Raw genomic sequence first — 22,987 nt, forward strand, 5'->3', positions numbered from 1 at the left:
CCCGCATTGCCGGAAAGTCAGCGTCCCCCTGCCACGCTCCAGGCGATGCGCGCCGGATGTTCGCCGAGGTCGAGGGAGCCGATGACGATCTCCCCCCGGCCGGACAGCGGCGCCACGTCGCCCATCTTCAGCAGACGCTGCTCGCCGGCCTGCGGCACCAGACGGGTGCCGTTGCGGCTGAGATCCTCCAGCGTGAAGACCCCGTCGCGCAGCCGGATCAGCGCATGCCGCCGCGAGGCGGAGGCGTGGTCCAGCATGATGCCGCAGTCCGCCCCGCGTCCGATCACCAGATCGGCGCCGGCATCGGGCACCGCCACCGTCCGGCCCTGGTAGCTGAGCGTCAGGCGCAGCGCCGGCGCCGACGGGGCCTGCATGTCGACCGTCATGTCCGTCGGCCGGGCATGCGGCACGGCTCCGGTCCGCATGCCCGTCACCACGCCGATTCCGGCCATCGACACGCGCTGGTCGTCGGGGATGGTGGCGATCTTGGCGATCAGCCCGTCGGCCAGCGCCCGCGGGATGCCGGCGGCGCGCAGGCGGCGGCCCAGCCCTTCACGCACCTCCTGGAGGGAGGCGCCGGGAGCGGCCAGCTCCGCCGCGGACTTCACCCGGTTGAATTCGTCGGCGACGCGCTGGATGACGGTGCTGATCTTCTTGTGGCCATAGGGGCTGGCGCCGAGGTCGAGCAGATAGCCGAGCCGCCCCGCCGCCGTGTTGAAGCGGCCGGCCAGCCGCGTCATCGTCTCCTCGAAGGGCAGGTCGGTGCCGCCGGTGGCCCACACGGTCTTGCCGCGGCGGGTCAGCGACTCGGCCATGGCCGGACCGCCCATATAGCCGTCGAAGGCGATCATGCCGTCGACGATGGATGAGAAGGCGCGGGCGTCGCTGGCCGCCCCGCTGCGGGTCAGCGGGGTCAGGCCGTCCAGCCCGCCGCGGATGCGGTGCAGCAGCGCCTCGCGCGTGCGGGCGAAGCCGAAGCCGGTTCCGTCGGAGGCCAGCGCGTTCGACAGCGCCAGCATCGGTTCGGTGTGGGGCAGCCGGTCGTCCAGATCGCCGCGCAGCGCCGCCAGCAGCGCCAGCAGGGCGGAGGCGAGATCGGGCGCATAGCCGATCAGGGCGCGGATCGGCTCCCGTCCGTCGACGATCTCAGCGGAGAATTCATCCACCAGCCGGGTGTTCTCGCCATCGTCCTCTTGGTGGAGGCGCAGGACGGCGGTCAGCTTGGCCCCCCACTCCCGGTGCGGCTCCAGCAGGGTGCCGAAGGCGTGGGTGACGATGCGGTCGCGCTCCTCCACCGGGCGGTCGACGGCGGCCAGCAGCAGGCCGGAAATCCCGCCGCGCATCAGCGCCTGGTCGTAGGGCGCGAGCGTGTCGGATTTCTGGGCGAGTTCCTTCAGCGCCGTGAACAGGCGGGTGATCTGGTCGTAGCGCTCATGCGGCTTCACCCCCAGCATCGGCGCCTGGATGGTGGCGAGCCGGCTGACCGCCGGGTTGAACAGCAGGGCCTCGCGTTCGAAGTAGCGCAACGGATAGTAGCGGTGAAGCTGCTCCGATGGAATGACGCCCTGGTCGTCCCAGTAACCGCGCAGCAGCCGCAGCAAGGTCATCCGGCTGTCGAAGGAGAAAACCTGCAACACGTCGGTGCAGAGGTTGGCCGTCTCGATGGGCGAGATGGTCGTCAGCTTGGCGCCGCCGGAGGAAGTCTTCTGGAAGACGGTTTCTTCCCGCCCGGTGCCGGTGACCTTCACCACGCGCACCACCGGGAACTTGGCAAGGCGCAGCAGGAAATTGGCGCGTTCCGTCGCCGACTTCTCGTCTTCGAAGACGCCGTCGATGTTGGGCTTGCCGCCCTGTTCGACCACCACCTCGAAGCGCGCTTCGCGCCGCTTGGACATCGCCATACCGTCCCCCTTTGGCCTGCCCCTGTCGGATTGCATTGTCCCGACTGCCGCCCGGCTACGTCCCTGTTCGCGATTCCCGGCGATTTTTTCCCAAAATACTTTATGAAAGCTTCCATCAGAAGCGGAAAGACCCCAACCGTGACCGCAATCCGTCACTCCGGCAACTGGCGCGGTAGCCGGACCGATAACCGGCCCGATACCCGGCTGATGCTGGGCCGCCGACCTTTCCTCGGCCTGCTGGGATCGCTGGGGCTGTCAGCGGCGCTGATGCCGGTGCCCACCCTCGCTTCCGCCACCTTTGGTTTAGAAAACGCCGCAGTCGGATATATTCTGTTCGAGCCGGACAGCGGGACCACGCTGGAGTCGCGGGCGTCGGACACCCCCTTCATCCCGGCGTCGGTGGCGAAGCTGCCGACGGTGGCGGCGGCGCTGGCCCTGCTGGGGCCGGACCATCGCTTCGCCACGCGGCTGCTGGCGACGGGCCCGCTGACGGGCGGGGTGCTGCGCGGCGATCTGATCCTTCAGGGCGGCGGCGACCCGGCACTGGCGACGGAGGGGCTGGTGCAGCTGCTGGGCGGGCTGGCCGCCGCCGGGCTGCGCCGGGTGGAAGGGCGGTTCCTGTACGACACCGCGCTGCTGCCCGATCTGGCGGAGATCGACGCCGGGCAACCCTGGGCGGCCCCCTACAACACCGGAGTCGGGGCGCTGTCGCTGAACTACAATCGCGCCCTGCTGAACTGGCGGCGCGGTGCGGCCGGGCCGGAGGTGCTGACGGTCGCCGATGCCGGGCGCTTGCCGCTGGACAGCGTCGCCGTGCGACCGATGGCCGGAACCAGTGGCTTTCCGCTGCTGCCGGATGGCGCCGACCGCTGGAAGATGGCGCCGCCCACCGCCGGGGAGGCGGGCGGCGCCTGGGTGCCGGTGGCGCGGCCGGGGCTGGCCGCCGCCACCCTGTTCCGCCGGCTGGCCGGCGATGCCGGCATCGCCCTGCCGCTGCCCGAGGTCGGGCGGGCGCCGGCCGGGGCACCGGTGCTGGCGGCGCTGGACAGCCTGCCGCTGAACGAACTGGCGCGCGGGCTGCTGCGCCATTCCAACAATTTGTCAGCGGAGGTGATCGGGCTGGCGGCCTCGAAGCGGCTGGACCCGTCGGTCGCGACGCTGGACCGTTCGGCGGCGCTGTTGCAGGGCTGGCTGACGCGGCAGCCGATGGAGAAGGGCGGGCAGGCGGCTGGGCAGACAGCTGGCTGGCGCGGGCTGCGGCTTGCCAACCATTCGGGGCTGGGCACCGGGTCGCGCGCCACGCCGCGGCAGATGGCGGCGCTGCTGCGGGCCGGCGGACCCGCTTTGTGGGAGCTTCTGCCGGGGGAGGAGGACGGCAAGGCGCTGCCCTCCGGCGTCCATGCCAAGACGGGCACGCTGGCCTATGTGAAGGGGCTGGCGGGGCTGCTGACGGCGGGCAGCGGCCGGCGGCTGGGCTTCGTCCTGTTCATCGCCGATCCGGCACGCCGGGCGGCGCTGGACGCCGCGCTCGACCGCCGGGTGACCGCCATTCCGGCGGAGGCGCGCGGCTGGGCCGCCGCCGCCCGCAGGGTGCAGGACGAGACGCTGGGGCGCTGGGTTGCGGGCTATTGACTGAGATAGGTCATAGGACGGAGTATGGCCTGTCCGGTAAAATGCAGATCAAAGTCGATTCGATGCGGAGTCGATTTGAGAAAAGCAGGGCCTGCGTCGATTGATCGCGGGCTCATCCGGACCATATGCGTCGGCAACCAGCAGCGAGAGCCCGCGACCCGATGATGACAGACCGTTCCGCCACCTCACCCGCGCGCAACGTCCTGCGCCGCCGGCTGGAACGTCAGGATGTGGCCGCCAACCGCTATCACGACCGCCGGCTGGGGGCGGAGGTGGTCAACATCGTCGTCGGCGGCTGCGTCGTCACCGACGACCCGAACGTCGTCATCACCACCACGCTGGGCTCCTGCGTCGCCGCCTGCCTGTACGATCCGGTGGCGGAGATCGGCGGCATGAACCATTTCCTGCTGCCCGACGCCGGAACCGACACGCTGTCGCTGTCGTCGCGCTACGGCGCCACGGCGATGGAGCATCTGATCAACCGGCTGCTGGCCGTCACCGGCCGGCGCGACCGGCTGCGCGCCAAGCTGTTTGGCGGCGCCAACGTCAACCTGAACACCTTGCGCACCGCCAACATCGGCCAGCGCAACGTCGAGTTCGTCATGGAGTATCTGGCGACGGAGGGCATCCCCACCGTCAGCTGGGACGTCGGCGGCGCCACCCCGCGCGCCGTGCGCTTCTTCCCCACCACGGGACGCAGCCAGCGCCGGCTGATCGGCGGCGAGACGCTGCACGAGATCGCCCGCAACGAGTCGTCCTACATGGAGCATCTCGGCCGGACGCGGATCGAAGGCGACGTCGAGCTGTTCTGATAGGCTCGACCGGGGGCGCGCCCGCTCGCCGCGCGCTTCCACCCCGCCGTTCTTCCGCGGAGCCCTTCATGGCCGACACGCTGTTCCGGATCGCCACCTTCAACCTGGAAAACCTGGACGACGATGCCGACGAGCCGCCCTTCGAGGCGCGGATCGCCACGCTGCGCCCGCAGCTGGAACGGCTGGAGGCCGACATCCTCTGCCTTCAGGAGGTCGACGCCCAGCATCCGGTGAAGAGCGAGCCGCGCATCCTGCGTGCGCTGACCCGGCTGCTGGAGGACACGCGCTATGCCGGCTACCACGTCACCGCGGGCGACGCCGCGTCGCCGGCCGACCGCCACAACCCGGTGATCGTCAGCCGCTGGCCGATCCGGGCGGCAAGGCTGCTGCGCCATCATCTGGTGCCGCCGGCCCGCGTGCGGCTCGCCACCGCCGATCCGGCGCCGGAGGGGGAGACCGAGGTCGGCTGGGACCGACCGGTGCTGCATGCCGAAATCGAGATGCCGGACGGCCGCATCCTGCATGTGTTCGACCTGCATCTGCGGGCGCCCATCGCCGCGCCGGTGCCGGGGCAGAAGGCCGGTGCCCAGATCTGGAAGACGGCGGCCGGCTGGGCGGAGGGCTTCTATCTCGCCTCGATCAAGCGGGCGGGGCAGGCGCTGGAGACGCGGATGGCGGTGGACCGGCTGTTCGACGCCGATCCCGACGCGCTGATCCTGGTGGCCGGCGACTGCAACGCCGACCTGGAGCAGACCGCCGTCCGCATCATCCGCGCCGGGCCCGACTTCACCGGCAACGCCGAGCTGGCCAACCGCGTGCTGGAGCCGCTGGAGCAGGCGATCCCGGAGGAGCGGCGCTACACCGTGCTGCATGGCGGCACGCCGGTGCTGCTCGACCATCTGCTGGCCTCGCCGCGGCTGACCGAGCGGATGCGCGACGTGGCGATCCACAATGAGGATCTCACCGACGAGGTCGAACACGCCGACGAGCCGTCTCCGGTCAGCTACCATGCGCCGGTGGTGGCGGGTTTCAGCCTGTAGGGCACGCACGGCTCACACGGTGGGAACCGTGCCGCCGTCGATGACGTATTCCGTGCCGGTGATCGTCCTGGCCCGGTCGGACGCGAGGAAGGCGATCAGGTTCGCGACGTCTTCCGGCTTGGATGGCCCGCCGATCGGAATGCCGCCGAGCGAGTCCATGATGATCCGCTTGCCACCTTCGTAATCGGTGCCGGCCTCCTTCGCGAGCCGTTCGGCCAGCCGTACCGCCGCTTCGGTCTCGATCCAGCCGGGGGACACGCGCACCACGCGCACCCCCTTGGGCGAGACCTCCTTGGAGAGGCTCTTGCTGTAGGTCGAGAGCGCGGCCTTCGCGGCGGCATAGGCCGTCGTCGCGTCCGGCAGCGGCAGCTGGCGCTGTATGGAGGTCACATGGATGACCACACCGCTGCCCTGTGCCACCATCGCCGGCACGAGTTCGCGGTCGATCCTGACGGCGGGCATCAGGTTGAGATCGAGTTCCCTGGCCCAGTCCGCGTCGTCCAATGCCGCGTAGCCGCCCGCGGGGGCGGATGAGCCGCCCAGCATGTGGACGATGACGTCGACCCCGCCCAGCCGCTCGCGCACCGCGGCGGCGAGCGTGGCGCACCCCTCTGCGGTGGTGAGGTCCGTGCCGACGAACATCTCCTCGCCGAGCGTGTCCGGCCGGGACCGGGCGGCTGTCAGCACGCGGGCACCGAGTTCGCGGAACAGGGCGACGGTGGCCGCGCCGGCTCCGCGCGTGCCGGAGGTGATGAGCGCCCGCTTGCCTTCAAGGCTGATGAAACCGGTCATGGCTTGATCTCCAGCCCGGCAATCCGCCCATTCTCGATCCGGAACGCGAAGACCATCGTGGCAGGACTGCCGGGGAACCGACCGGACACCCTTGCGAGGACTTCGGCGACACCGTCCGTCTCGGACAAGTCGAGCGGTTCGATCACATGGGCGTACTTGGCTTTCGCGCTGTGCCACCACGCGTCGATGGCGTCGTGGCCGGCATGGGACCCCCCTTCGTCCCTGACGACGGCATCGGACGCGAAGGCGGCGAGCAGGGCCGCGCCGTCGCACCTCCGGTCGGCATCGATATAGGCCAGGATCGGTGAAGGAAGGGTCATCGCGCATGTCTCCTGATCGGCGGTGCTTCTGTCCCTTCCAAGATGACTGTGGACACCTGTTTCGATAACCGGGATAAAATGGGATGCGGAATTTCGATTTGCGGGACAATGAAGCGGACTGAACTGAACGATCTCGACGCTGTCATCGCCATTGCCCGCAGGGGTTCGTTTCGCGCTGCGGCGCTCGATCTGGGCATGTCCACGACGGCGCTCAGCAACGCCGTCAGGCAGTTCGAGGCGGGCCTCGGTGTCCGTCTGTTCAATCGGACGACGCGGAGCGTCTCGCTCACCGATGCCGGACGGCTGTTCGTCGAGCAGGTCGGTCCGGCGTTGCAGGATGTCCATGGCGCCTTGGAAGCCGTGCGGTCGCAGCAGACGACACCGTCGGGAACGCTTCGCATCAATGCGTTCGCCATGGCGGCGCGGGAGATCCTCTCGCCGCTCGTGCTGGAGTTTCTCCGCCGGAACCCGCAGGTGCATGTCGATCTCGTCACCGAGGGGCGGCTGGTGGACATCGTCGCCGAAGGATTCGATCTCGGTGTCCGGGTGGCCGACCTCGTGCCCAGCGACATGATCGCGGTTTCCCTGGGCCGCCCGCAGCGATACGCCGTCGTCGGCTCGCCGGCATATTTCGAGGGCCATGAGAAGCCCCGCGTCCCGCCCGACCTGCTCAACCACCCCTGCATCCGTGTCCGCCTGCCGAACGGGGCCCTGTATCGCTGGCAATTCGAGAAGGACGGGCAGGCGACGCAGATCGACGTGCGCGGACCGATCACCCTGGACGAGGCAAGTCTCGCACGGGCCGCCGTCCTGGAAGGCATCGGCCTCGGCTTCTTCATGGAGCAGGACGTGCGCGCCGACATCGAGGCGGGCCGTCTCGTCCGCGTGCTCGACGACTGGACCCCGGTGCGGGCCGGGCTCTGCCTCTATTATCCCGGACGGCGCAACCCTTCGGCCGCCCTCAGGGCTTTCATCGGCATCGCCCGTGAACTCGGCGCAAAGTCGGGTCCGTGATCCGCTGGTGGGGCAACGGCCCGCTTCGGCCTTGACGCAGCCAGCGGCTCGTCTTCGTCAGGGAGCGATTGGATAGTGGGACATGGTGCTGGATTTGCCGGCGCAACTGGTGGAAAACAGCGTCTTCGGGATTTTTGCGGCGTTCCGGCCCTGTTGAGAGGGCCAGCGCCATTCAGCAGGTGCCATTTGGGAGACAGCATGTTCACTGCCGCCAGCTTCCGCGTCGGCGACCGCGTGACCATCCGCAGCGGCCAGTCCATTCCGCAATCCATCGCCACGGTGGAGCGCTACACCGAAGGGGGGCGCTGCATGGTGCTGTCCGACGGCAGCGAATGGCGTGCCGACGGCCGCCGCCAGTGGAGCTTCCGCGGCGGCTATTACAAGGGTCCGGTGGTCGAGCCGTTCGAGCAGGGCGACGACGAGTTCGTCGCGCGCCGCCGCGTTATCGGCGCGCTGCGCAAGTTCGGGGACAGCTTGACGATGGAGTCGGCCCTGAGCACCGAGGCCCTGCAGCGGATCCTGGATGCGGTGGACAAGGAAAAGGCGGCGGTGAAGAAGTAGAGGCTTCACTTTTCGAGCGGCAAAAAGCCGGCGGCCCCTTGCGGGACCGCCGGCTTTTTTCATCCCGGACCGGTCACTCCGCCGCGATGGACTCGCGGGCGGGCTCCTCGGCCGGCACGGTGCGGATCAGATGGTCGAAGGCGGCCAGCCCGGCCTTGGCACCCTCGCCCATGGCGATGACGATCTGCTTGAACGGCACCGTCGTCGCGTCGCCGGCGGCGAAGACGCCGGGCAGCGAGGTCTGGCCGCGGTTGTCCACCTCGATCTCGCCGCGCGGCGTCAGGGCCAGCGTGCCCTTCAGCCACTCGGTGTTCGGCACCAGCCCGATCTGCACGAAGATGCCTTCCAGATCGACCCGCTTCAGCTCGCCGCCGGTGCGCTCCTTGTAGGACAGGCCGACCACCCTGTTGCCGTCGCCATGCACCTCGGTGGTCTGGGCCGACAGCAGGACGGTGACGTTGGGCAGGCTGTGCAGCTTGCGCTGCAACACCGCGTCGGCACGCAGCTGGCTGTCGAACTCGATCAGCGTGACGTGCGAGACGATGCCGGCGAGGTCGATGGCAGCCTCCACACCGGAGTTGCCGCCGCCGATCACCGCCACACGCTTGCCCTTGAACAGCGGACCGTCGCAGTGCGGGCAGTAGGCGACGCCCTTGTTGCGGTATTCCGCCTCGCCCGGCACATTCATCGAGCGCCAGCGGGCGCCGGTCGACAGCACCACCGTGCGGGACTTCAGCGAGGCGCCGCTCGCCAGCTTCACCTCGATCAGGCCGCCTTCCTGGGTGGCCGGGACCAGGGCGGTGGCGGTTTGCAGGTTCATCACGTCGACCTCATAGTCCTTGACGTGCTGTTCCAGCGCCGCGGCCAGCTTCGGCCCCTCGGTGTGCGAGACCGAGATGAAGTTCTCGATCGCCATGGTGTCGAGCACCTGACCGCCGAACCGCTCGGCCGCCACGCCGGTGCGGATGCCCTTGCGGGCGGCGTAGATGGCGGCAGCGGCACCGGCGGGGCCGCCGCCGATCACCAGCACCTCGAACGGGGCCTTGGCCTTGATCTTCTCGGCGGCGCGGGCGACGGCGCCGGTGTCCAGCTTGGCGACGATCTGCGCCACGTCCATCCGGCCCTGGGCGAAGGGCTCGCCGTTCAGGAAGACGGTGGGGACGGCCATCACCTGACGCTGCTCGACCTCCTGCTGGAACAGCGCGCCGTCGATGGCGACATGCTTGATCCGCGGGTTCAGCGCGCTCATCAGGTTCAGGGCCTGGACCACGTCCGGGCAGTTCTGGCAGGACAGCGAGAAATAGGTCTCGAAGCGGAAATCGCCGTCGAGGGTGCGGATCTGCTCCAGCAGCTCCTCCGACTCCTTCGACGGATGGCCGCCGACCTGGAGCAGGGCCAGGACCAGCGAGTTGAACTCGTGCCCCATCGGCAGGCCGGCGAAGGCGACGCCGATGTCGCTGCCGTCGCGCTTGATGGCGAAGGAGGGCCGGCGGGCGTCGGCGCCGCTGCGGTCCAGCGTGATCTTGCCGGACAGCGAGGCGATGTCCTCCAGCAGGCCCAGCATCTCCTGCGACTTCGCACCGTCGTCCAGCGACGCCACCAGGGTGATCGGGTGGGTGATGCGCTCCAGATAGGCCTTCAACTGCGTCTTCAGATTGGCGTCCAGCATGGCTTTCGTTCCCAACGTCTCATGTCCGGGGCGGATCGCCTGCGTGGTGTCGCGGCGGTCCGGGCGGAGGAAATTGTGGCCCGAGCAGGAAGAGCCGGTCGGGCGGGCGGTCTGGTTTTGAAACAGCGGAGGGTTCGGAACGTCATCGTCCTCCCCGCGCAGGCGGGGATCCAGATTTTGAAAGGTCTGCGACAAAACGCGCCTGGATGCCCGCCTTCGCGGGGATGGGGAAACCGACGACGGAACCCGAACCGGGAGGCTTTTGAAAGCCGGCCCGTAAAAACCTGCCTTGCGGCCAGCCCCCTTGTTTCATGGGGGCCGATCAAGGGTATTCGTTTTCAAAACCCGCGGGAGCGGGGGTGGGGGCCGGCCGGAGCCGGCCCCCGATCCGTGGTTTCCCTTTTAAGGGGAAGCCTTAGATCTTGCCGACGAGGTCGAGCGACGGGGCGAGGGTCTTCTCGCCTTCCTGCCACTTGGCCGGGCAGACCTCGCCCGGGTGGGCGGCGACGTACTGCACGGCCTTGATCTTGCGCAGCAGTTCCTTGGCGTCGCGGCCGACGCCGCCGGCGGTGATCTCGACGATCTGGATCTTGCCGTCCGGATCGACGACGAAGGTGCCGCGGTCGGCCAGGCCGACTTCCTCGATCAGGACCTCGAAGTTGCGGCTGATCGCCAGCGTCGGGTCGCCGATCATGGTGTAGCCGATCTTGCCGATGGCCGGCGAGGTGTCGTGCCAGGCCTTGTGGCAGAAGTGGGTGTCGGTCGAGACGCTGTAGACCTCGACGCCCAGCTTCTGGAATTCGGCGTAGTTGTCGGCCAGGTCTTCCAGCTCCGTCGGGCAGACGAAGGTGAAGTCGGCCGGGTAGAAGAACACGACCGACCACTTGCCCTTCAGGTCGGCGTCGGTCACGTCGATGAACTTGCCGTTCTTGTACGCGGTCGCCTTGAAGGGCTTAATCTCGCTGTTGATCAAGGACATTTGTGTTCTCCGGTGAATACGATGATTTGGTTGTCGCCTTAATCCCTGGCCGCTGGCCCCGGCCGGTGGCCGTGACATGCCCGACTTAGTGCGGCGCACCGTGTCGAACAAGGGGGCCTGCCGTGTAGCCAGGGGAAGGGGCGATGTTCCCTGTGTCCCGTTGACCCGTGGAGGAATACGGGAAATCTGTAATCAAGAGAAGTAGAAAATACCAATTGAACTGATCGATAAATCCGATTACATAACCGGGCATGAAACCGCTCCCCACCCTGCGCCAGCTCCGCTACCTCGTCGCCGTCGTCGACCGCTGCCATTTCGGGCAGGCGGCCGAGGCCTGCCTCGTCAGCCAGTCGACGCTGAGCGCCGGCTTGCAGGAGTTGGAGGATCTGCTGGGCGCCACGCTGGTGGAGCGCACGCGCCGCTCCGTGCTGCCGACGCCGCTCGGCCGCGAGATCGCGGAGCGGGCGCGCCAGCTTCTGAAGGGGGCGGAGGAACTGGTGGACATCACCCGCTCCGCTGCCGACCCGATGTCGGGGGCGCTCCATCTCGGGGTGATCCCGACCATCGGCCCCTTCCTGATCCCCCGCGTGATGCCGGCCCTGCGCGAGAGCTTCCCGCGGCTGCGGCTCTATCTGCGCGAGGACCAGACGGCGCGGCTGCTGGAACAGCTGAACGCCGGCAAGCTGGACGCGGCGCTGTTGGCCTTGCCCTACCCGATGGGCGACCTGGAGACGGAGGACATCGCGGAGGATCGCTTCTCCTTCGTCTGCCCCACCGGCCACCGGCTGGGCGTCGGCGACCCGGCACAGCCGGTGGCGGTCCCGTCGGAGGATCTGCTGCTGCTGGAAGACGGGCATTGCCTGCGCGACCATGCCATGGCGGCCTGCGCGCTGGACGCCACGCCGCATAACACCGCCTTCCAGGGCACCAGCCTGCACACGCTGGTGCAGATGGTGGCGAACGGGCTGGGGGTGACCCTGCTGCCGCAGATGGCGGTCGATTCCGGCATCCTGCGCGGGCTCGATCTGGCGGTGCGCCCACTGGCCGCCGACCGGCCGGGACGGCGGATCGCGCTGGCCTGGAGGAAAACCTCGGGACGGAAGGAGACCTTCCAGCGGCTGGCCGAAGCGCTCAGGGCGGAGATGACGGCGAAGGACGGCTGACGGAGCGGCGGCGAAAGATTCGCTTGGTCCCGCGGGTGCGAGGTGGTTTAAACGGGACGGTTTTTCGCCCGTTCACTCCGCTTTCGGGACACCCAGCGTCATGTCCACCGCCACCACCGATACCGCTTCCGCCCCTGGCCCCCTGTTCGACCGCGTCGCCATCGTCGGCATCGGTCTGATCGGCTCCTCCCTGGCGCGGGCGCTGGCGGAGTATGGGATCGCGCGGCAGGTGGTCTGCACCGACCGCAGCGATGCGGCGTGCGCCAAGGCGCTGGAGCTGGGCATCGTGGCGGAGGCCTCCACCGATCCGGCGGCGGCACTGGCCGGCGCCGATCTGGTGGTGCTGTCGACCCCGGTCGGCAGCTATGCCGCGGTGGCCGAGGCCATCGGGCCGCTCCTGCAACGCGGGACCATCGTCACCGACGTCGGCTCGGTCAAGCAGGCGACCCTGCGCGACGTCGGGCCGCATCTGCCCGACGGCGTCCATCTGATCCCCGGCCATCCGGTGGCGGGCACCGAGCATTCGGGTCCGGAGGCCGGATTCGCCACGCTGTTCCAGGGCCGCTGGTGCATCCTGACCCCGCCGCCCGGCGCCGACCGTCCTGCGCTGGAGCGGGTGACGGAGCTGTGGCGCCGCGTCGGCTCCACCGTCGAGATCATGGAGGCCAGCCACCACGACCGCGTGCTGGCCATCACCTCGCACCTGCCGCACCTGATCGCCTACACCATCGTCGGCACCGCGTCGGACCTGGAGGAGGACACCAAGTCCGAGGTCATCAAATTCTCGGCCGGCGGCTTCCGCGACTTCACCCGTATCGCCGCCAGCGACCCGGTGATGTGGCGCGACGTGTTCCTGAACAACCGCGAGGCGGTGCTGGAAATCCTCCAGCGCTTCACCGAGGATCTGACGGCCTTGCAGCGCGCCATCCGCTGGGGCGAGGGGGAGCAGTTGCAGGACCACTTCACCAAGACCCGCGCGGTGCGCCGGGGAATCATCGACGCCAAGCAGGCGTAAGGGAGTGGCGTTGCCGCTGATGAGTTCCCTCTCTCCCCCGGGGAGAGGGAGGGGACCCATGCCGAAGGCGTGGGGAGGGTGAGGGGGCCGGCGCGCTTAGCGCGCCGCCAAGGGGCATGCTGCCCCTTGGCAATCCCCTGGCACAGGCTTTCGCCTGTGCTGCCCCCTCACCGTGACCCTCTCCCCAGGGGGGAGAGGGAAATCTCCCGCCGCTCCGGTCCTGCCTGTTACGACGCTCGCAACGCCCCGAGGAACCCGTCGACCTCCTGGCGCATCCGCCCGGCGTCGTCCTGCACCGTGTCCACCGAGCGTACCATCACGCCGCTGGCCCGTTCGGCGGACGCGGCGGCGGAGGTGACGGCAGCGATGTTGTCGGAGACGGTGCGGGTGCCGTCGGCGGCGTCCTGGATGTTGGCGGCGATCTCGCCCACCGCGGCGGTCTGCTGTTCGACCGCGGCGGCGACCTCGCTGGAGATCTCGTTCAGGCGGGCGATGGTGCGGGTCACAGCACCGATGGTGTCGACGGCGGTGCCCGACGCGCTCTGGATTTCGGCGATGCGCGCCTGGATCTCGGCGGTCGCCTTGGCCGTCTGGCCGGCGAGCTGCTTCACCTCGCTCGCCACCACGGCGAAGCCTTTCCCGGCCTCACCCGCGCGGGCGGCCTCGATGGTGGCGTTCAGCGCCAGCAGGTTGGTCTGGCCGGCGATGCCGGAAATCATGTCCACCACCTTGCCGATCTCCTCCGCCGCCTCGGCGAGGCTGCCCATCACCGTGGTGCTGCGTTCGGCGTCGCGGGTGGCGTCGGCGGCGATGCCGGCGGAATCGGCGACCAGACGGGCGATGCCGGCGAAGCTGGCCGACAGTTCGGCGGTGGCGGCGGCGACGCTGTCGACATTGGCCGAGGCGCGACCGGCGGCCGACGACACCGCGTCGGAATGGCGTGCCGTCTCGGCGGCGCCCTCGGCCATCGCGGACGAGGCGGCGGCCATCTCGGCGGTCGAACTCGACAGCGCCTCGACCAGCCGCTTCACCGTCGCCTCGAAGCCGTCGGCCAGCGTGCGCAGTTCGCGCCGGCGCTCCTCGGCGGCGGCGGTCTTCAGCCGTTCCTGCTCCTGCTGGAGGCGTTCGGTGTCGAGCATGGTGTCGCGGAAGACGCGGGCGGCGGTCGCCATGCGGCCGATCTCGTCGCGGCGGCCTTCTTCGAAGGTGGCGGTGAAGTCGCGGGCGGCCAGCCGCTCCAGCGAACCGGCGACATCGAGGATCGGGCGGGAAATGCCGCGCACCAGCACGGCGCCGAAGCCCAGCGCCAGCAGGGTGCACAGCGTCACCCCGCCCAGCACCATGCCGTGGGCGCTGCTGTAGACCGCCGCCCCCTGGTCGGCGACGGCGCCGGCATCAGCCATCGTGCTGTCCACCAGCGCGTCGAGCGCCTCCTGCACGCGGGCGAAGGCGACGGCGCTGGGACGCTTGAAGACGCTGACGGCGGACTGGGCGTTGCCGTCGCGGGCCTGGCCGCGCACGCGGTCGGCTGCGGCGGCATAGGCGGTCCAGGCCTCGTCGAAGGCGGCCAGCCTTGCGGCGCCGTCGCCGCCGGTGAAGCGGGTACCGGCGGCCTGACGGCGCGCCGCAACCTCTGTCACCGCGTCGGTCCAGCCCTTTTCAGCCTGGTTCACCTGCATCTCGTTGGTGGCGAGCGCATAGGCGGCTTCGGCGATGCGGTGGCTCTGGGCGGCGGAGGTCAGTTGACCGGCCAGCTGGGTCGCCGGCAGCGAACGGCTGCGCATGGTTTCGGCAGCATTGTTTAGGATTTCAAGCCGGCTGAGCGTAAAAATTCCGAAGGCGCCGGCCATCACCACAGTGCCCAGCACCGCGACGATGATCTTGGCACGAATGGTCAACTGTCCGAATGCTCGAATTTTAGCCATTTTGCCCGCATCCCCGCCAAACCCTCGGCAAGAACCCTGTCCACCCGAAGGTATTATTCGACCCTCAATCTTACTAATCCGAATGTTTAAAATTATCAACGCGGAAGGTGAGTGAATTCGTCGGAAATCCTGTGGGTCGAACAATGGTCACAGGGCGTGACTTGACTGGGGAGTAAAGGGAGCCTGAAAACGAAACGGCCGCCGCACCCGGGTGGTGCGGCGGCCGTTTCGGGACCGTCTGAGGATGGAGATCAGGCGGCCTTGCGAACGGAACCCAGCTCGGTGAACAGCTTCACCACGGCTTCGACGAACTCGTTCAGCTGGTCCTGGCCCAGCGCCGAGACCGTGATGTCGTCGACGACCAGAGCCTCGTCGCTGATCTTGCCGCCGGCGGCGGTCAGGTCGGCGCGGTAGGCTTCCGGGGCGGCCAGCAGGCGGCCGCGCAGCTTGCCGGGGATCGCCAGCAGCTGGATGCCCTGGTCGATGGCGGCGATCGGCTTGCCGGCATCCAGGAAGTGGCCGACGATGCGGCGGGTGTGGGCCGACTGCTGCAGCTTCGCCACGCTGCGCTCACCGCCCGGCAGCAGCAGCATGTCGAAGTCGGCGCCGAGCGCCTCGCTCAGATGCTTGTCCACCGGGAAGTAATGGCCCCAGGACTTGCCGTGCCAGCCGTTGACCAGACCCGTCTCGGTCGAGATGGTACGCAGCGTGGCGCCGGTCTTGATAAGGGCGCGTTGCGGCTCGGTCATCTCCGCTTCTTCGAAGCCGTTGGAGACGAGGATGGCGATGGACTTTCCTGCGAGCGATTGATCCATACTGTCTTGTCCTTTCATCGTTTCACCAATAGAACGCCGGAGCATCTCCGATGGCATGTCGGCCAGGGGAGAACCCGCCGGGGGCAAAAGGCGGTCGGGAAACGGTCATCGCCGCGCATGGGGATGCGCGGCGGCCAGTTCCGCCCGCCGGGGCCCCGAGGTCGGGTGCCGGCGTGTGGGACCTTTACGTCCCGGATCGGTTTGTTTTCAGCATGCGGACTTAATTGGTCCCGATGAGGCCCCAAGTCAACAAGGGATTCCGCGGCGCACCCAAGGATGCGGCGTGCCGGATTCCGTCGGAACCGGTGGATTCGGCTGCATTTTCCAGCCCAGTTCAAGACTTTCGGGCCAACCGGCCCGTACCACCGGTTGATGCGGTGCAAGGCTGCCATACCATGGGGGCGTGGCTTCGCCGAAGGATTATTCCGAATGAACCGCGTGGCGGCGGAGACGAGGCCAAAAAAAAGCGGCCGGGGGGAAGGCCCCCGGCCGTCGGCAAGTCAAAGCATCAGCCGTTCGAAAAGATCCAGCTCGCACACTGGATCACGGACCAATCCCGTTGATCGGAACCTGCGATCAATGGAACTGGTCAGCCTCGGTGGAGTCCTTGTACGCGGTGGTGGAGGAGGTGCCGCCGGAGATCGCCGTGGCAACCGCGTCGAAGTAGCCGGTGCCGACTTCGCGCTGGTGCTTGGTGGCGGTGTAACCGTCCTTCTCGGCCGCGAACTCGGCCTGCTGCAGTTCGGAGTAGGCGGCCATGCCGCGCTCGGCATAGCCCTTGGCCAGGGTGAAGGCCGAGTAGTTCAGGCTGTGGAAGCCGGCCAGCGTGACGAACTGGAACTTGTAGCCCATGGCGCCCAGCTCGCGCTGGTACTTGGCGATGGTGGCGTCGTCCAGGTTGGCCTTCCAGTTGAAGGAGGGCGAGCAGTTGTAGGCCAGCATCTTGCCGGGGAACTGCTTGTGCACGGCCTCGGCGAAGCGGCGGGCTTCGTCCAGGTTCGGCTTGGAGGTCTCCCACCACATCAGGTCCGAGTACGGCGCGTAGGACAGGCCGCGGGCGATGCAGTGATCCACACCCATGCCCTTCTTCAGACGGAAGAAGCCCTCGGTGGTGCGGCCGCTGTCGAAGTCGATGAAGGGATGGTCACGCTCGTCGATGTCCGAGGTGATGAGCTGCGCCGACTCGGCGTCGGTGCGGGCGATCACCAGGGTCGAGGTGCCGCAGACGTCGGCGGCCAGACGGGCGGCGTTCAGCGTGCGGATGTGCTGCTGCGTCGGGATCAGAACCTTGCCGCCGAGGTGGCCGCACTTCTTTTCCGAAGCCAGCTGGTCTTCCCAGTGCACGCCGGCGGCACCGGCCTTGATCATGGCCTTCATCAGCTCGAAGGCGTTCAGCGGGCCGCCGAAGCCGGCCTCGGCGTCGGCGATGATCGGCGCGAACCAGTAGGTGTCGCCCTTGCCTTCGGAGGTCTGGATCTCGTCGGCGCGCTTGAAGGTGTTGTTGATGCGCTCGACGACCGCCGGGACCGAGTTCACCGGATACAGGCTCTGGTCCGGGTACATCTGGCCGGCCGTGTTGGCGTCACCGGCGACCTGCCAGCCCGACAGGTAGATGGCCTTCAGGCCGGCCTTGACCGCCTGCATCGCCTGGTTGCCGGTCAGGGCGCCCAGGGTGTTGATGTAGGGCTCAGTGTTCAGCAGCTCCCACAGGCGGCGCGCACCCAGCTCGGCCAGCGTGTACTCGATCTTGACCGAGCCGCTCAGACGCTTGACGTCGTCCATGGTGTAGTCGCGGCGGATGCCCTCGTAACGGGCGGCGTGGATGGCGGTCTTGGTCTTTTCATCGAGCGACATGGGTCAGGTTCCTTTTGTCCGGTGCGCCCGGTCGATCGGGGCGGAACTGGGGTCTCGGGGCGGGCCTTTTGTCGGTCCCGGCATCCGGTTGCGGGCAGCGGCGTTTCCTCCCGCCCTTACCTGCCTTCCGGTGTCTTCGGGGCCGCTTGCGCTTTACAGCGCGGCCGTGGATCAAGACTTAAACCCCGTCCGAGTGCGTTGCAATAAGCCCTTGTTTGTAAAAAGGTCCGTTTGTAAACTGCTGTCTTCACAATCCTGTAAATCCGTAAATCTTGTAAAGTCGGTGATCGTCGAGGGGGCTGGTTTTGGCGACCATGGAAAAGAAGGCGATGCTGGGTCCGAAGGTGCGCCGCCTGCGCCGCGACCAGGGCCTGACCCAGGCGCAGATGGCCGACCAGCTCGGCATCTCCCCCAGCTATCTGAACCTGATCGAGCACAACCAGCGCCCCGTCACGGTGCCGCTGCTGCTGAAGCTGGGCCAGCAGTTCGGCGTCGATCTCCAGGCCTTCGCCGAGGACGAGGAGAGCCGGCTGGTGGCGGGCCTGCGCGAGGTGTTCGCCGACCAGCTGTTCGACGGCTCCGACATCAAGAACCAGGATTTCCGCGAACTGGCGGCGGTGGCGCCGACGCTGGGGCAGGCGGTGGTGGCGCTCTACCGCGGCTTCCGCGGGGCGCGCGACGATCTCCAGGCCCTGGCGGAGCGGGTGGCCGACCGCGAGAAGCTGCATCTGGTGCAGGCCACCGGCTTCCCGCAGGACGAGGTGCGCGACCTGTTCCAGACCCATTCCAACCATTTCCCGGAGCTGGAGGCGGCGGCGGAAAGCCTGTGGCAGGACGGCAAGCTGGAGCGCGGCGACCTCTATCGCGGGCTGGTCGACTGGCTCAACACCCAGCACAGCGTCCGGGTCCGCCTGCTGCCGTCGGAGGTGATGGGCTATGCCGTGCGCCGCTTCGACCGCCACAGCCGGCGCATCCTGCTGTCGGAGATGCTGGCGCCGTCGGGCCGCACCTTCCAGCTGGCCTGCCAGATCGCGCTGCTGCGGCACCGCGACCTGCTGAACGGCATCGTCGACGCCGCGAATTTGTCGGACGACGAGGCGCGGCGGCTGACCCGCATCGGGCTGGCGAACTATTTCGCCGCGGCGGTGCTGATGCCCTACGCCCGCTTCCATGAGGCGGCGACCCAGCTGCGCTACGACATCGAGATCCTGCGGCGGCGCTTCGACGCCTCCTTCGAGCAGGTCTGCCACCGGCTGACCACGCTGCACCGGTCGGGCGCCAAGGGCGTGCCCTTCTTCTTCATGCGGGTGGACAGCGCCGGCAACGTGTCGAAGCGCTTCTCGGGGGCCGGATTCCATTTCGCCCGCTTCGGCGGCGGCTGCCCGCGCTGGATCGTCTATGAGGCCTTCCGCACGCCGGGCAAGATCCACAGCCAGATGGCGGAGATGCCGGACGGCACCGCCTATTTCTCCATCGCCCGCACGGTGGTGAAGGCCGGCGGCGGCCACCGCAGCCCGCCGCAGCAATTCGCCGTGGCGCTGGGCTGCGACGTCCAGCATGCGGCTCAGGTCACCTATGCGGACGGGTTCGACCTGTCAAACACCGATGCGGCGACGCCGATCGGGGTGAATTGCCGGCTCTGCCCGCGGCTGGACTGCTCGCAGCGGGCGTTTCCGCCGCTGAATCATCGGCTTATCGTCGATGAGAATCTGCGCGGCCTGTCGCCCTACCTGTTCGCGCCGCCCAGCGCGGAATAAGGATTCAATTGACCGGGATCAATGTTGTACGGCGAAATTCGTGTTGTTTACCGGAAAGCCCGTCATTTGACTGGTATAAATCCGTGGCCTTCGACCGGGTTTGTTGATAGGTTTCGGCCGTTGCGTCGCGGCAGCTCCGCTCGTGTCATCGCGCCGGCCACCTGAACGCAGCGTCCCGGACTTTGGTATTGAACATTGCCAACAGAGCTTGGCGCCGACAGGTTTTGGAACGCCCAAATGAGCAATCTGATCAAAGAGCGCGTGCTGACCGTTCACCACTGGACCGACACGCTGTTCAGCTTCACCACCACGCGCGATCCGTCCTTCCGCTTCCTGCCGGGGCAGTTCACCATGATCGGGCTGGAGGTCGAAGGCCGGCCCCTGCTGCGTGCCTACAGCCTCGTCAGCGCGCATTACGAGGAGACGCTGGAGTTCTTCAGCATCAAGGTGCAGGACGGCCCGCTGACCTCGCGGCTCCAGCATCTGAAGGAAGGCGACACGCTGCTGGTGAACCGTAAGGCGACCGGCACGCTGATCACCGACAACCTGCTTCCCGGACGGAACCTGTATCTGCTGAGCACCGGCACCGGCCTGGCGCCGTTCCTCAGCATCATCAAGGACCCGGAGATGTACGAGAAGTTCGACCGGGTGATCCTGACCCACGGCACCCGCACCGTGGCGGAACTGGCCTATGACGACCTGATCCACCACAGCCTGCCGGAGAACGAGTTCTTCGGCGAGCAGGTGAAGGAAAAGCTGCTCTATTACCCGACCGTGACGCGCGAGCCCTTCCGCAACCAGGGCCGCCTGACCACGCTGATGGAAACCGGTAAGATTTACGAAGACCTGGGCCTGCCGGAACTGGATGCCGAGAAGGACCGCGTCATGATCTGCGGCAGCCCGGCCATGCTGGCCGAGACCACCGCGATGATGGAAAAGCGCGGCTTCGTCATGGGCACCAACGGCGAGCCGGGCGGCTTCGTCATCGAAAAGGCGTTCGTCGAACGGTGAGATCGGGGGAGGGGACGCTATTTCCCACGGAATAAACGTCCCCTCCCGCCGGTTTACCAATCCGTGACGAAGGCACGTCACTCAATCCTTGACCGACTGGGCGCGCCTCCTCCGGGGGGCGCGCCCATTTTCTGTCCGCATCCGTGAATAAAATCGCCGTCCGGCCTGTTGGTGCGACGGTCACCGTTCAAACCGTCAAGCCTTTGGTGTAGACATCCCGCCCATGCGCCTGATCCTCATCCTTGCCGCGATGATCGTCGCCGGCCTCGCGAATCTCGCCGTCTGGTCCCTGCCGAACCTGCCGGTGCCGCTCGACCCGCCGCCCGGCGGCAAGCTGCGCAGCGTGTCCTTCGCGCCCTTCCGCGACGGGCAGAGCCCGCTGACCGGCGTGCTGCCCTCCACCGCCCAGATCGAGGAGGACATCGTCGCCCTCGCGCCGCAGGTGGCCGGCATCCGCACCTACACCTCGCTGGAAGGCCTGCAGGTGGTGCCGGAACTGGCGCGCAAGCACGGCATGCAGGTCACCATGGGGGCGTGGCTGTCCTCGCGGACCGACAAGAACGAGGCGGAGATCGCCTCGCTGATCGATCTCGCCAACCGCTATCCCGACGTCATCACCCGCGTCATCGTCGGCAACGAGGTGCTGCTGCGCCGCGAACTGACCCCGGAGCAGGTCGCCGGATACATCGACCGCGTCAAGGCGGCGGTGAAGCAGCCGGTGTCCTATGCCGACGTCTGGGAATGGTGGCTGAAATACCCGCAGATCGCGGACCACGTCGATTACCTGACCATCCATCTGCTGCCCTATTGGGAGGACGTGCCGGCCGGCGTCGAGGCGGCGACCGAGCGCATCCGCCAGAGCTACCGCACCATCGCCCACCGCTTCCCGGGCAAGCCGATCCTGGTCGGCGAGACCGGCTGGCCGACGCAAGGGCGCTCGCGCGGCGCCGCCGTGCCGGGGCTGGTCAACAAGGCGAAGTTCGTCAACGCCTTCGTCCGCATGGCCGAGCAGGAAGGCTTCGACTACAACGTGATCGAGGCCTTCGACCAGGAGTGGAAGGCCAAGCTGGAGGGCACGGTCGGCGGCCATTGGGGCCTGTACAATGCCGACCGCACGCCGAAATTCTCGCTGGCCGGGCCGGTCGTCGGCAATGTCGCGTGGCCCTGGCTGTTCGCGGCGTCGAGCGGGCTGGCGCTGGTGCTGCTGGGCGGGTTGTCGCTGCTGCGCCGCCATGTGCCGGGCGCCGGCTGGGCGGTGCTGATCCTGCTGGCGCAGGCGCTGTCCACCCTCTATGTCCGTGCCGCCTTCCTGGCCGAGCATGGCAAGCATTACTGGCAGGACACCACGCTGGCCGTGGCGATGCTGGCGCTGACCGCGGCGCTGGTGCTGGCGGTGCTGCTGACCGCCCACCGCACGCTGGCGAGCGGCGGTCTGGCGAGCGAGCCGCTGGTCGGACTGCGCCATGCCCGCCCGGCCCTGACCCGCACCGAGCGGGTCGGGCGGTGGAGCGCCGTGGCGCTGGGCGTCGCGGCGCTGGTCTGGTCGCTGCTGATCGTCTATGACGGCCGCTACCGCGACTTCCCCAACCCCTATCTGCTGATCCCGGCGGTGGCGCTGCCGGCGCTGGGCCTGATCCGTGCCGCCCGCCGGCCGGCGGGGACGGAGACGCGCGGCGCGCTGGGCATCGCCAGCCTGTTCCGTCCGGCAATTCCTGTCGCCGACGGCGAGCCGCGCGGCCTGTGCGGCGCCGTCCGCCGCCTGCCGGTCGAGTCGGTGCTGGGCTTCGGGCTGCTGCTGGCGGCGCTGCTGACCGTGGTGGCCGAGGGCTTCGTGCCGCTCGAATCGTTGATCTACGGCCAGCTGCCCTTCATGGAGGCGCTGCACGAGGTCGACTGGACCCGGCCGAACTGGGAAGCGCTGGGTTGGGCAGCCTTGCAGGTCCTGCTGGCGCTGCCCTTCCTGGCCGGGGTGTGGAGCGCCCGGCGTCCGCTTCGGCGGATCTGAAGTCAGGTCAGGTCCGGATCAGCCCGTCCTGCTTCGGCGCCTCCGGAGCAGGGACGGGGGCCGGGCCGGGGGCGGGAGCGGCGGGCGGCGTCAGCTGCCAGTTGTCCAGAGCCCGTTTCAGCGCGTCGAGCCCGGCGCCGGCCGAGTTTTTCGCCTCGTCCGCCGCGCGGGTGATGGCGGCGCAGAGGTCGGCGCGGCGCTTGGGATCGTTGCGGCTTTCCTCCAGCGCGCGGCCGACATCGTCGGTCGTGCCGCCGCCCTTGGCGTCGGGCGGCACCGCCTTCGGGTCGATCCCCAGCAGCGGCAGCAGATATTCCCGCCCCTTCTCGCGCGCCACCGCCGCGGCCTTGTCGCCGAAACGCTCCGCCGCCGCGACTCCGGTGTCCCAGGTGCTGAGCGCGGCCGAGACGGTCGGGCTGCACCGGCCGGCCGGGTCTGCGGGCGGAACCGTCTGGGCATGCAGCGGTGCGGCGCTCAACAGCAGAGCGGCAAGCGCCGGCATGGCAAGGCGGCGGAGGGGGGCGGGTGGGCACGTCATGGGTGGAACCCTGCAGTCGGGGGAGGGGCTTCGGGTGAGATTTGGGAAGGCGGCCGGCGGCTTTCCATGGGGCCTGCTCAAGGGGGCCGGGCCAACTGGTTTGCCGGATTGGTTGGAGGGGTGAAAAGCGGCGATATGCCGCGACCTGTGGCGATTTTGCTACCAAATGACCGTTTCATGACCT

At 68.4% G+C, this 22,987-nt stretch carries 19 protein-coding genes; 10 read left to right on the forward strand and 9 right to left on the reverse strand.

Annotated features, from left to right (window positions below; all coding sequences use genetic code 11):
- Positions 1-17 precede the first annotated feature (17 nt).
- Entirely contained in the window at positions 18-1,901 is a 1,884-nt protein-coding gene (locus ABNQ40_RS06525; RefSeq protein WP_109048538.1) for an FHA domain-containing protein, read from the reverse strand.
- A gap of 138 nt (positions 1,902-2,039) precedes the next feature.
- Between ABNQ40_RS06525 and ABNQ40_RS06530 the strand changes: the two genes are divergently transcribed.
- The 3 genes from ABNQ40_RS06530 (at position 2,040) to ABNQ40_RS06540 (ending at position 5,385) form a co-directional block, all read left to right on the forward strand.
- On the forward strand, positions 2,040-3,533 hold the full coding sequence (locus ABNQ40_RS06530) for a D-alanyl-D-alanine carboxypeptidase/D-alanyl-D-alanine-endopeptidase (protein WP_247879634.1): 1,494 nt from the start codon (positions 2,040-2,042) through the stop codon (positions 3,531-3,533).
- 161 nt (positions 3,534-3,694) lie between these two features.
- A complete protein-coding gene (locus tag ABNQ40_RS06535; protein ID WP_109048540.1) occupies positions 3,695-4,345 on the forward strand; it encodes a chemotaxis protein in 651 nt (216 codons plus the stop codon).
- 68 nt (positions 4,346-4,413) lie between these two features.
- Positions 4,414-5,385: an endonuclease/exonuclease/phosphatase family protein gene (locus ABNQ40_RS06540; protein ID WP_109048541.1), complete on the forward strand. Its 972-nt coding sequence runs from the start codon at positions 4,414-4,416 to the stop codon at positions 5,383-5,385.
- A 12-nt stretch (positions 5,386-5,397) separates the two neighbouring features.
- Here ABNQ40_RS06540 and ABNQ40_RS06545 read toward each other — a convergent pair whose 3' ends face one another.
- Both ABNQ40_RS06545 and ABNQ40_RS06550 read right to left on the reverse strand, forming a co-directional pair.
- The gene (locus tag ABNQ40_RS06545; protein ID WP_109048542.1) at positions 5,398-6,177 is read right to left on the reverse strand and encodes an SDR family oxidoreductase; all 780 of its coding nucleotides are present in this window, start codon (positions 6,175-6,177) and stop codon (positions 5,398-5,400) included.
- Positions 6,174-6,497, reverse strand: a complete 324-nt coding sequence (locus ABNQ40_RS06550; RefSeq protein ID WP_109048543.1) for a nuclear transport factor 2 family protein — start codon at positions 6,495-6,497, stop codon at positions 6,174-6,176. The genes ABNQ40_RS06545 and ABNQ40_RS06550 overlap by 4 nt, the downstream gene beginning before the upstream one ends.
- A 108-nt stretch (positions 6,498-6,605) precedes the next feature.
- Between ABNQ40_RS06550 and ABNQ40_RS06555 the strand changes: the two genes are divergently transcribed.
- Both ABNQ40_RS06555 and ABNQ40_RS06560 read left to right on the forward strand, forming a co-directional pair.
- Positions 6,606-7,511, forward strand: coding sequence for a LysR family transcriptional regulator (locus ABNQ40_RS06555; protein ID WP_109048544.1), 906 nt, complete (start codon positions 6,606-6,608; stop codon positions 7,509-7,511).
- Positions 7,512-7,709: 198 nt separating this feature from the next.
- Positions 7,710-8,072 (forward strand): hypothetical protein, encoded by a 363-nt coding sequence (locus ABNQ40_RS06560; RefSeq protein ID WP_109048545.1) that lies wholly within the window; start codon positions 7,710-7,712, stop codon positions 8,070-8,072.
- Positions 8,073-8,145: 73 nt separating this feature from the next.
- Here ABNQ40_RS06560 and ahpF read toward each other — a convergent pair whose 3' ends face one another.
- Complete coding sequence (ahpF, locus tag ABNQ40_RS06565) at positions 8,146-9,741, reverse strand: alkyl hydroperoxide reductase subunit F (protein ID WP_109490779.1); 1,596 nt, start codon at positions 9,739-9,741, stop codon at positions 8,146-8,148.
- A 415-nt stretch (positions 9,742-10,156) separates the two neighbouring features.
- On the reverse strand, positions 10,157-10,720 hold the full coding sequence (gene ahpC / locus ABNQ40_RS06570) for an alkyl hydroperoxide reductase subunit C (protein ID WP_042697589.1): 564 nt from the start codon (positions 10,718-10,720) through the stop codon (positions 10,157-10,159).
- 251 nt (positions 10,721-10,971) lie between these two features.
- On the opposite strand from ahpC, the gene ABNQ40_RS06575 reads away from it, so the two are divergent.
- Both ABNQ40_RS06575 and ABNQ40_RS06580 read left to right on the forward strand, forming a co-directional pair.
- Positions 10,972-11,883: a hydrogen peroxide-inducible genes activator gene (locus tag ABNQ40_RS06575; RefSeq protein ID WP_109048546.1), complete on the forward strand. Its 912-nt coding sequence runs from the start codon at positions 10,972-10,974 to the stop codon at positions 11,881-11,883.
- A 100-nt stretch (positions 11,884-11,983) separates the two neighbouring features.
- Positions 11,984-12,898: a prephenate/arogenate dehydrogenase family protein gene (locus tag ABNQ40_RS06580; RefSeq protein ID WP_109048547.1), complete on the forward strand. Its 915-nt coding sequence runs from the start codon at positions 11,984-11,986 to the stop codon at positions 12,896-12,898.
- A 227-nt stretch (positions 12,899-13,125) separates the two neighbouring features.
- Here ABNQ40_RS06580 and ABNQ40_RS06585 read toward each other — a convergent pair whose 3' ends face one another.
- The 3 genes from ABNQ40_RS06585 to aceA all read right to left on the reverse strand — a co-directional run bounded on the left by ABNQ40_RS06585 (position 13,126) and on the right by aceA (position 17,492).
- A complete protein-coding gene (locus ABNQ40_RS06585; RefSeq protein WP_247879635.1) occupies positions 13,126-14,796 on the reverse strand; it encodes a methyl-accepting chemotaxis protein in 1,671 nt (556 codons plus the stop codon).
- A gap of 278 nt (positions 14,797-15,074) precedes the next feature.
- Complete coding sequence (locus ABNQ40_RS06590) at positions 15,075-15,638, reverse strand: DJ-1/PfpI family protein (RefSeq protein WP_109048549.1); 564 nt, start codon at positions 15,636-15,638, stop codon at positions 15,075-15,077.
- Between the two features lie 576 nt (positions 15,639-16,214).
- Entirely contained in the window at positions 16,215-17,492 is a 1,278-nt protein-coding gene (aceA, locus tag ABNQ40_RS06595) for an isocitrate lyase (RefSeq protein WP_042697577.1), read from the reverse strand.
- A 314-nt stretch (positions 17,493-17,806) separates the two neighbouring features.
- Here aceA and ABNQ40_RS06600 point away from each other — a divergent pair, with 314 nt between their 5' ends.
- From ABNQ40_RS06600 to ABNQ40_RS06610, 3 genes are all read left to right on the forward strand, one after another.
- The gene (locus ABNQ40_RS06600; RefSeq protein WP_109490780.1) at positions 17,807-19,249 is read left to right on the forward strand and encodes a short-chain fatty acyl-CoA regulator family protein; all 1,443 of its coding nucleotides are present in this window, start codon (positions 17,807-17,809) and stop codon (positions 19,247-19,249) included.
- Positions 19,250-19,486: 237 nt separating this feature from the next.
- Complete coding sequence (locus tag ABNQ40_RS06605; protein WP_098735899.1) at positions 19,487-20,260, forward strand: ferredoxin--NADP reductase; 774 nt, start codon at positions 19,487-19,489, stop codon at positions 20,258-20,260.
- Positions 20,261-20,483: 223 nt separating this feature from the next.
- Entirely contained in the window at positions 20,484-22,265 is a 1,782-nt protein-coding gene (locus ABNQ40_RS06610) for a glycosyl hydrolase family 17 protein (RefSeq protein ID WP_109048550.1), read from the forward strand.
- Positions 22,266-22,272: 7 nt separating this feature from the next.
- On the opposite strand, the gene ABNQ40_RS06615 is transcribed toward ABNQ40_RS06610, so the two are convergent.
- On the reverse strand, positions 22,273-22,803 hold the full coding sequence (locus tag ABNQ40_RS06615; protein ID WP_109048551.1) for a hypothetical protein: 531 nt from the start codon (positions 22,801-22,803) through the stop codon (positions 22,273-22,275).
- Positions 22,804-22,987 lie beyond the last annotated feature (184 nt).

The sequence above is a fragment of the Azospirillum sp. A23 genome, assembly GCF_042938965.1.
Classification (GTDB): Bacteria; Pseudomonadota; Alphaproteobacteria; order Azospirillales; family Azospirillaceae; genus Azospirillum; species Azospirillum melinis.

What these genes read in the sequence shown, in the direction of transcription:
- ABNQ40_RS06525 (WP_109048538.1), bottom strand. Translation starts at nt 1,901, where the DNA reads ATGGCGATGTCCAAGCGGCGCGAAGCGCGCTTCGAGGTGGTGGTCGAA.
- ABNQ40_RS06535 (WP_109048540.1), top strand. Translation starts at nt 3,695, where the DNA reads ATGATGACAGACCGTTCCGCCACCTCACCCGCGCGCAACGTCCTGCGC.
- ABNQ40_RS06540 (WP_109048541.1), top strand. Translation starts at nt 4,414, where the DNA reads ATGGCCGACACGCTGTTCCGGATCGCCACCTTCAACCTGGAAAACCTG.
- ABNQ40_RS06545 (WP_109048542.1), bottom strand. Translation starts at nt 6,177, where the DNA reads ATGACCGGTTTCATCAGCCTTGAAGGCAAGCGGGCGCTCATCACCTCC.
- ABNQ40_RS06550 (WP_109048543.1), bottom strand. Translation starts at nt 6,497, where the DNA reads ATGACCCTTCCTTCACCGATCCTGGCCTATATCGATGCCGACCGGAGG.
- ABNQ40_RS06555 (WP_109048544.1), top strand. Translation starts at nt 6,606, where the DNA reads ATGAAGCGGACTGAACTGAACGATCTCGACGCTGTCATCGCCATTGCC.
- ABNQ40_RS06560 (WP_109048545.1), top strand. Translation starts at nt 7,710, where the DNA reads ATGTTCACTGCCGCCAGCTTCCGCGTCGGCGACCGCGTGACCATCCGC.
- ahpF (WP_109490779.1), bottom strand. Translation starts at nt 9,741, where the DNA reads ATGCTGGACGCCAATCTGAAGACGCAGTTGAAGGCCTATCTGGAGCGC.
- ahpC (WP_042697589.1), bottom strand. Translation starts at nt 10,720, where the DNA reads ATGTCCTTGATCAACAGCGAGATTAAGCCCTTCAAGGCGACCGCGTAC.
- ABNQ40_RS06575 (WP_109048546.1), top strand. Translation starts at nt 10,972, where the DNA reads ATGAAACCGCTCCCCACCCTGCGCCAGCTCCGCTACCTCGTCGCCGTC.
- ABNQ40_RS06580 (WP_109048547.1), top strand. Translation starts at nt 11,984, where the DNA reads ATGTCCACCGCCACCACCGATACCGCTTCCGCCCCTGGCCCCCTGTTC.
- ABNQ40_RS06590 (WP_109048549.1), bottom strand. Translation starts at nt 15,638, where the DNA reads ATGGATCAATCGCTCGCAGGAAAGTCCATCGCCATCCTCGTCTCCAAC.
- aceA (WP_042697577.1), bottom strand. Translation starts at nt 17,492, where the DNA reads ATGTCGCTCGATGAAAAGACCAAGACCGCCATCCACGCCGCCCGTTAC.
- ABNQ40_RS06600 (WP_109490780.1), top strand. Translation starts at nt 17,807, where the DNA reads ATGGAAAAGAAGGCGATGCTGGGTCCGAAGGTGCGCCGCCTGCGCCGC.
- ABNQ40_RS06605 (WP_098735899.1), top strand. Translation starts at nt 19,487, where the DNA reads ATGAGCAATCTGATCAAAGAGCGCGTGCTGACCGTTCACCACTGGACC.
- ABNQ40_RS06610 (WP_109048550.1), top strand. Translation starts at nt 20,484, where the DNA reads ATGCGCCTGATCCTCATCCTTGCCGCGATGATCGTCGCCGGCCTCGCG.
- ABNQ40_RS06615 (WP_109048551.1), bottom strand. Translation starts at nt 22,803, where the DNA reads ATGACGTGCCCACCCGCCCCCCTCCGCCGCCTTGCCATGCCGGCGCTT.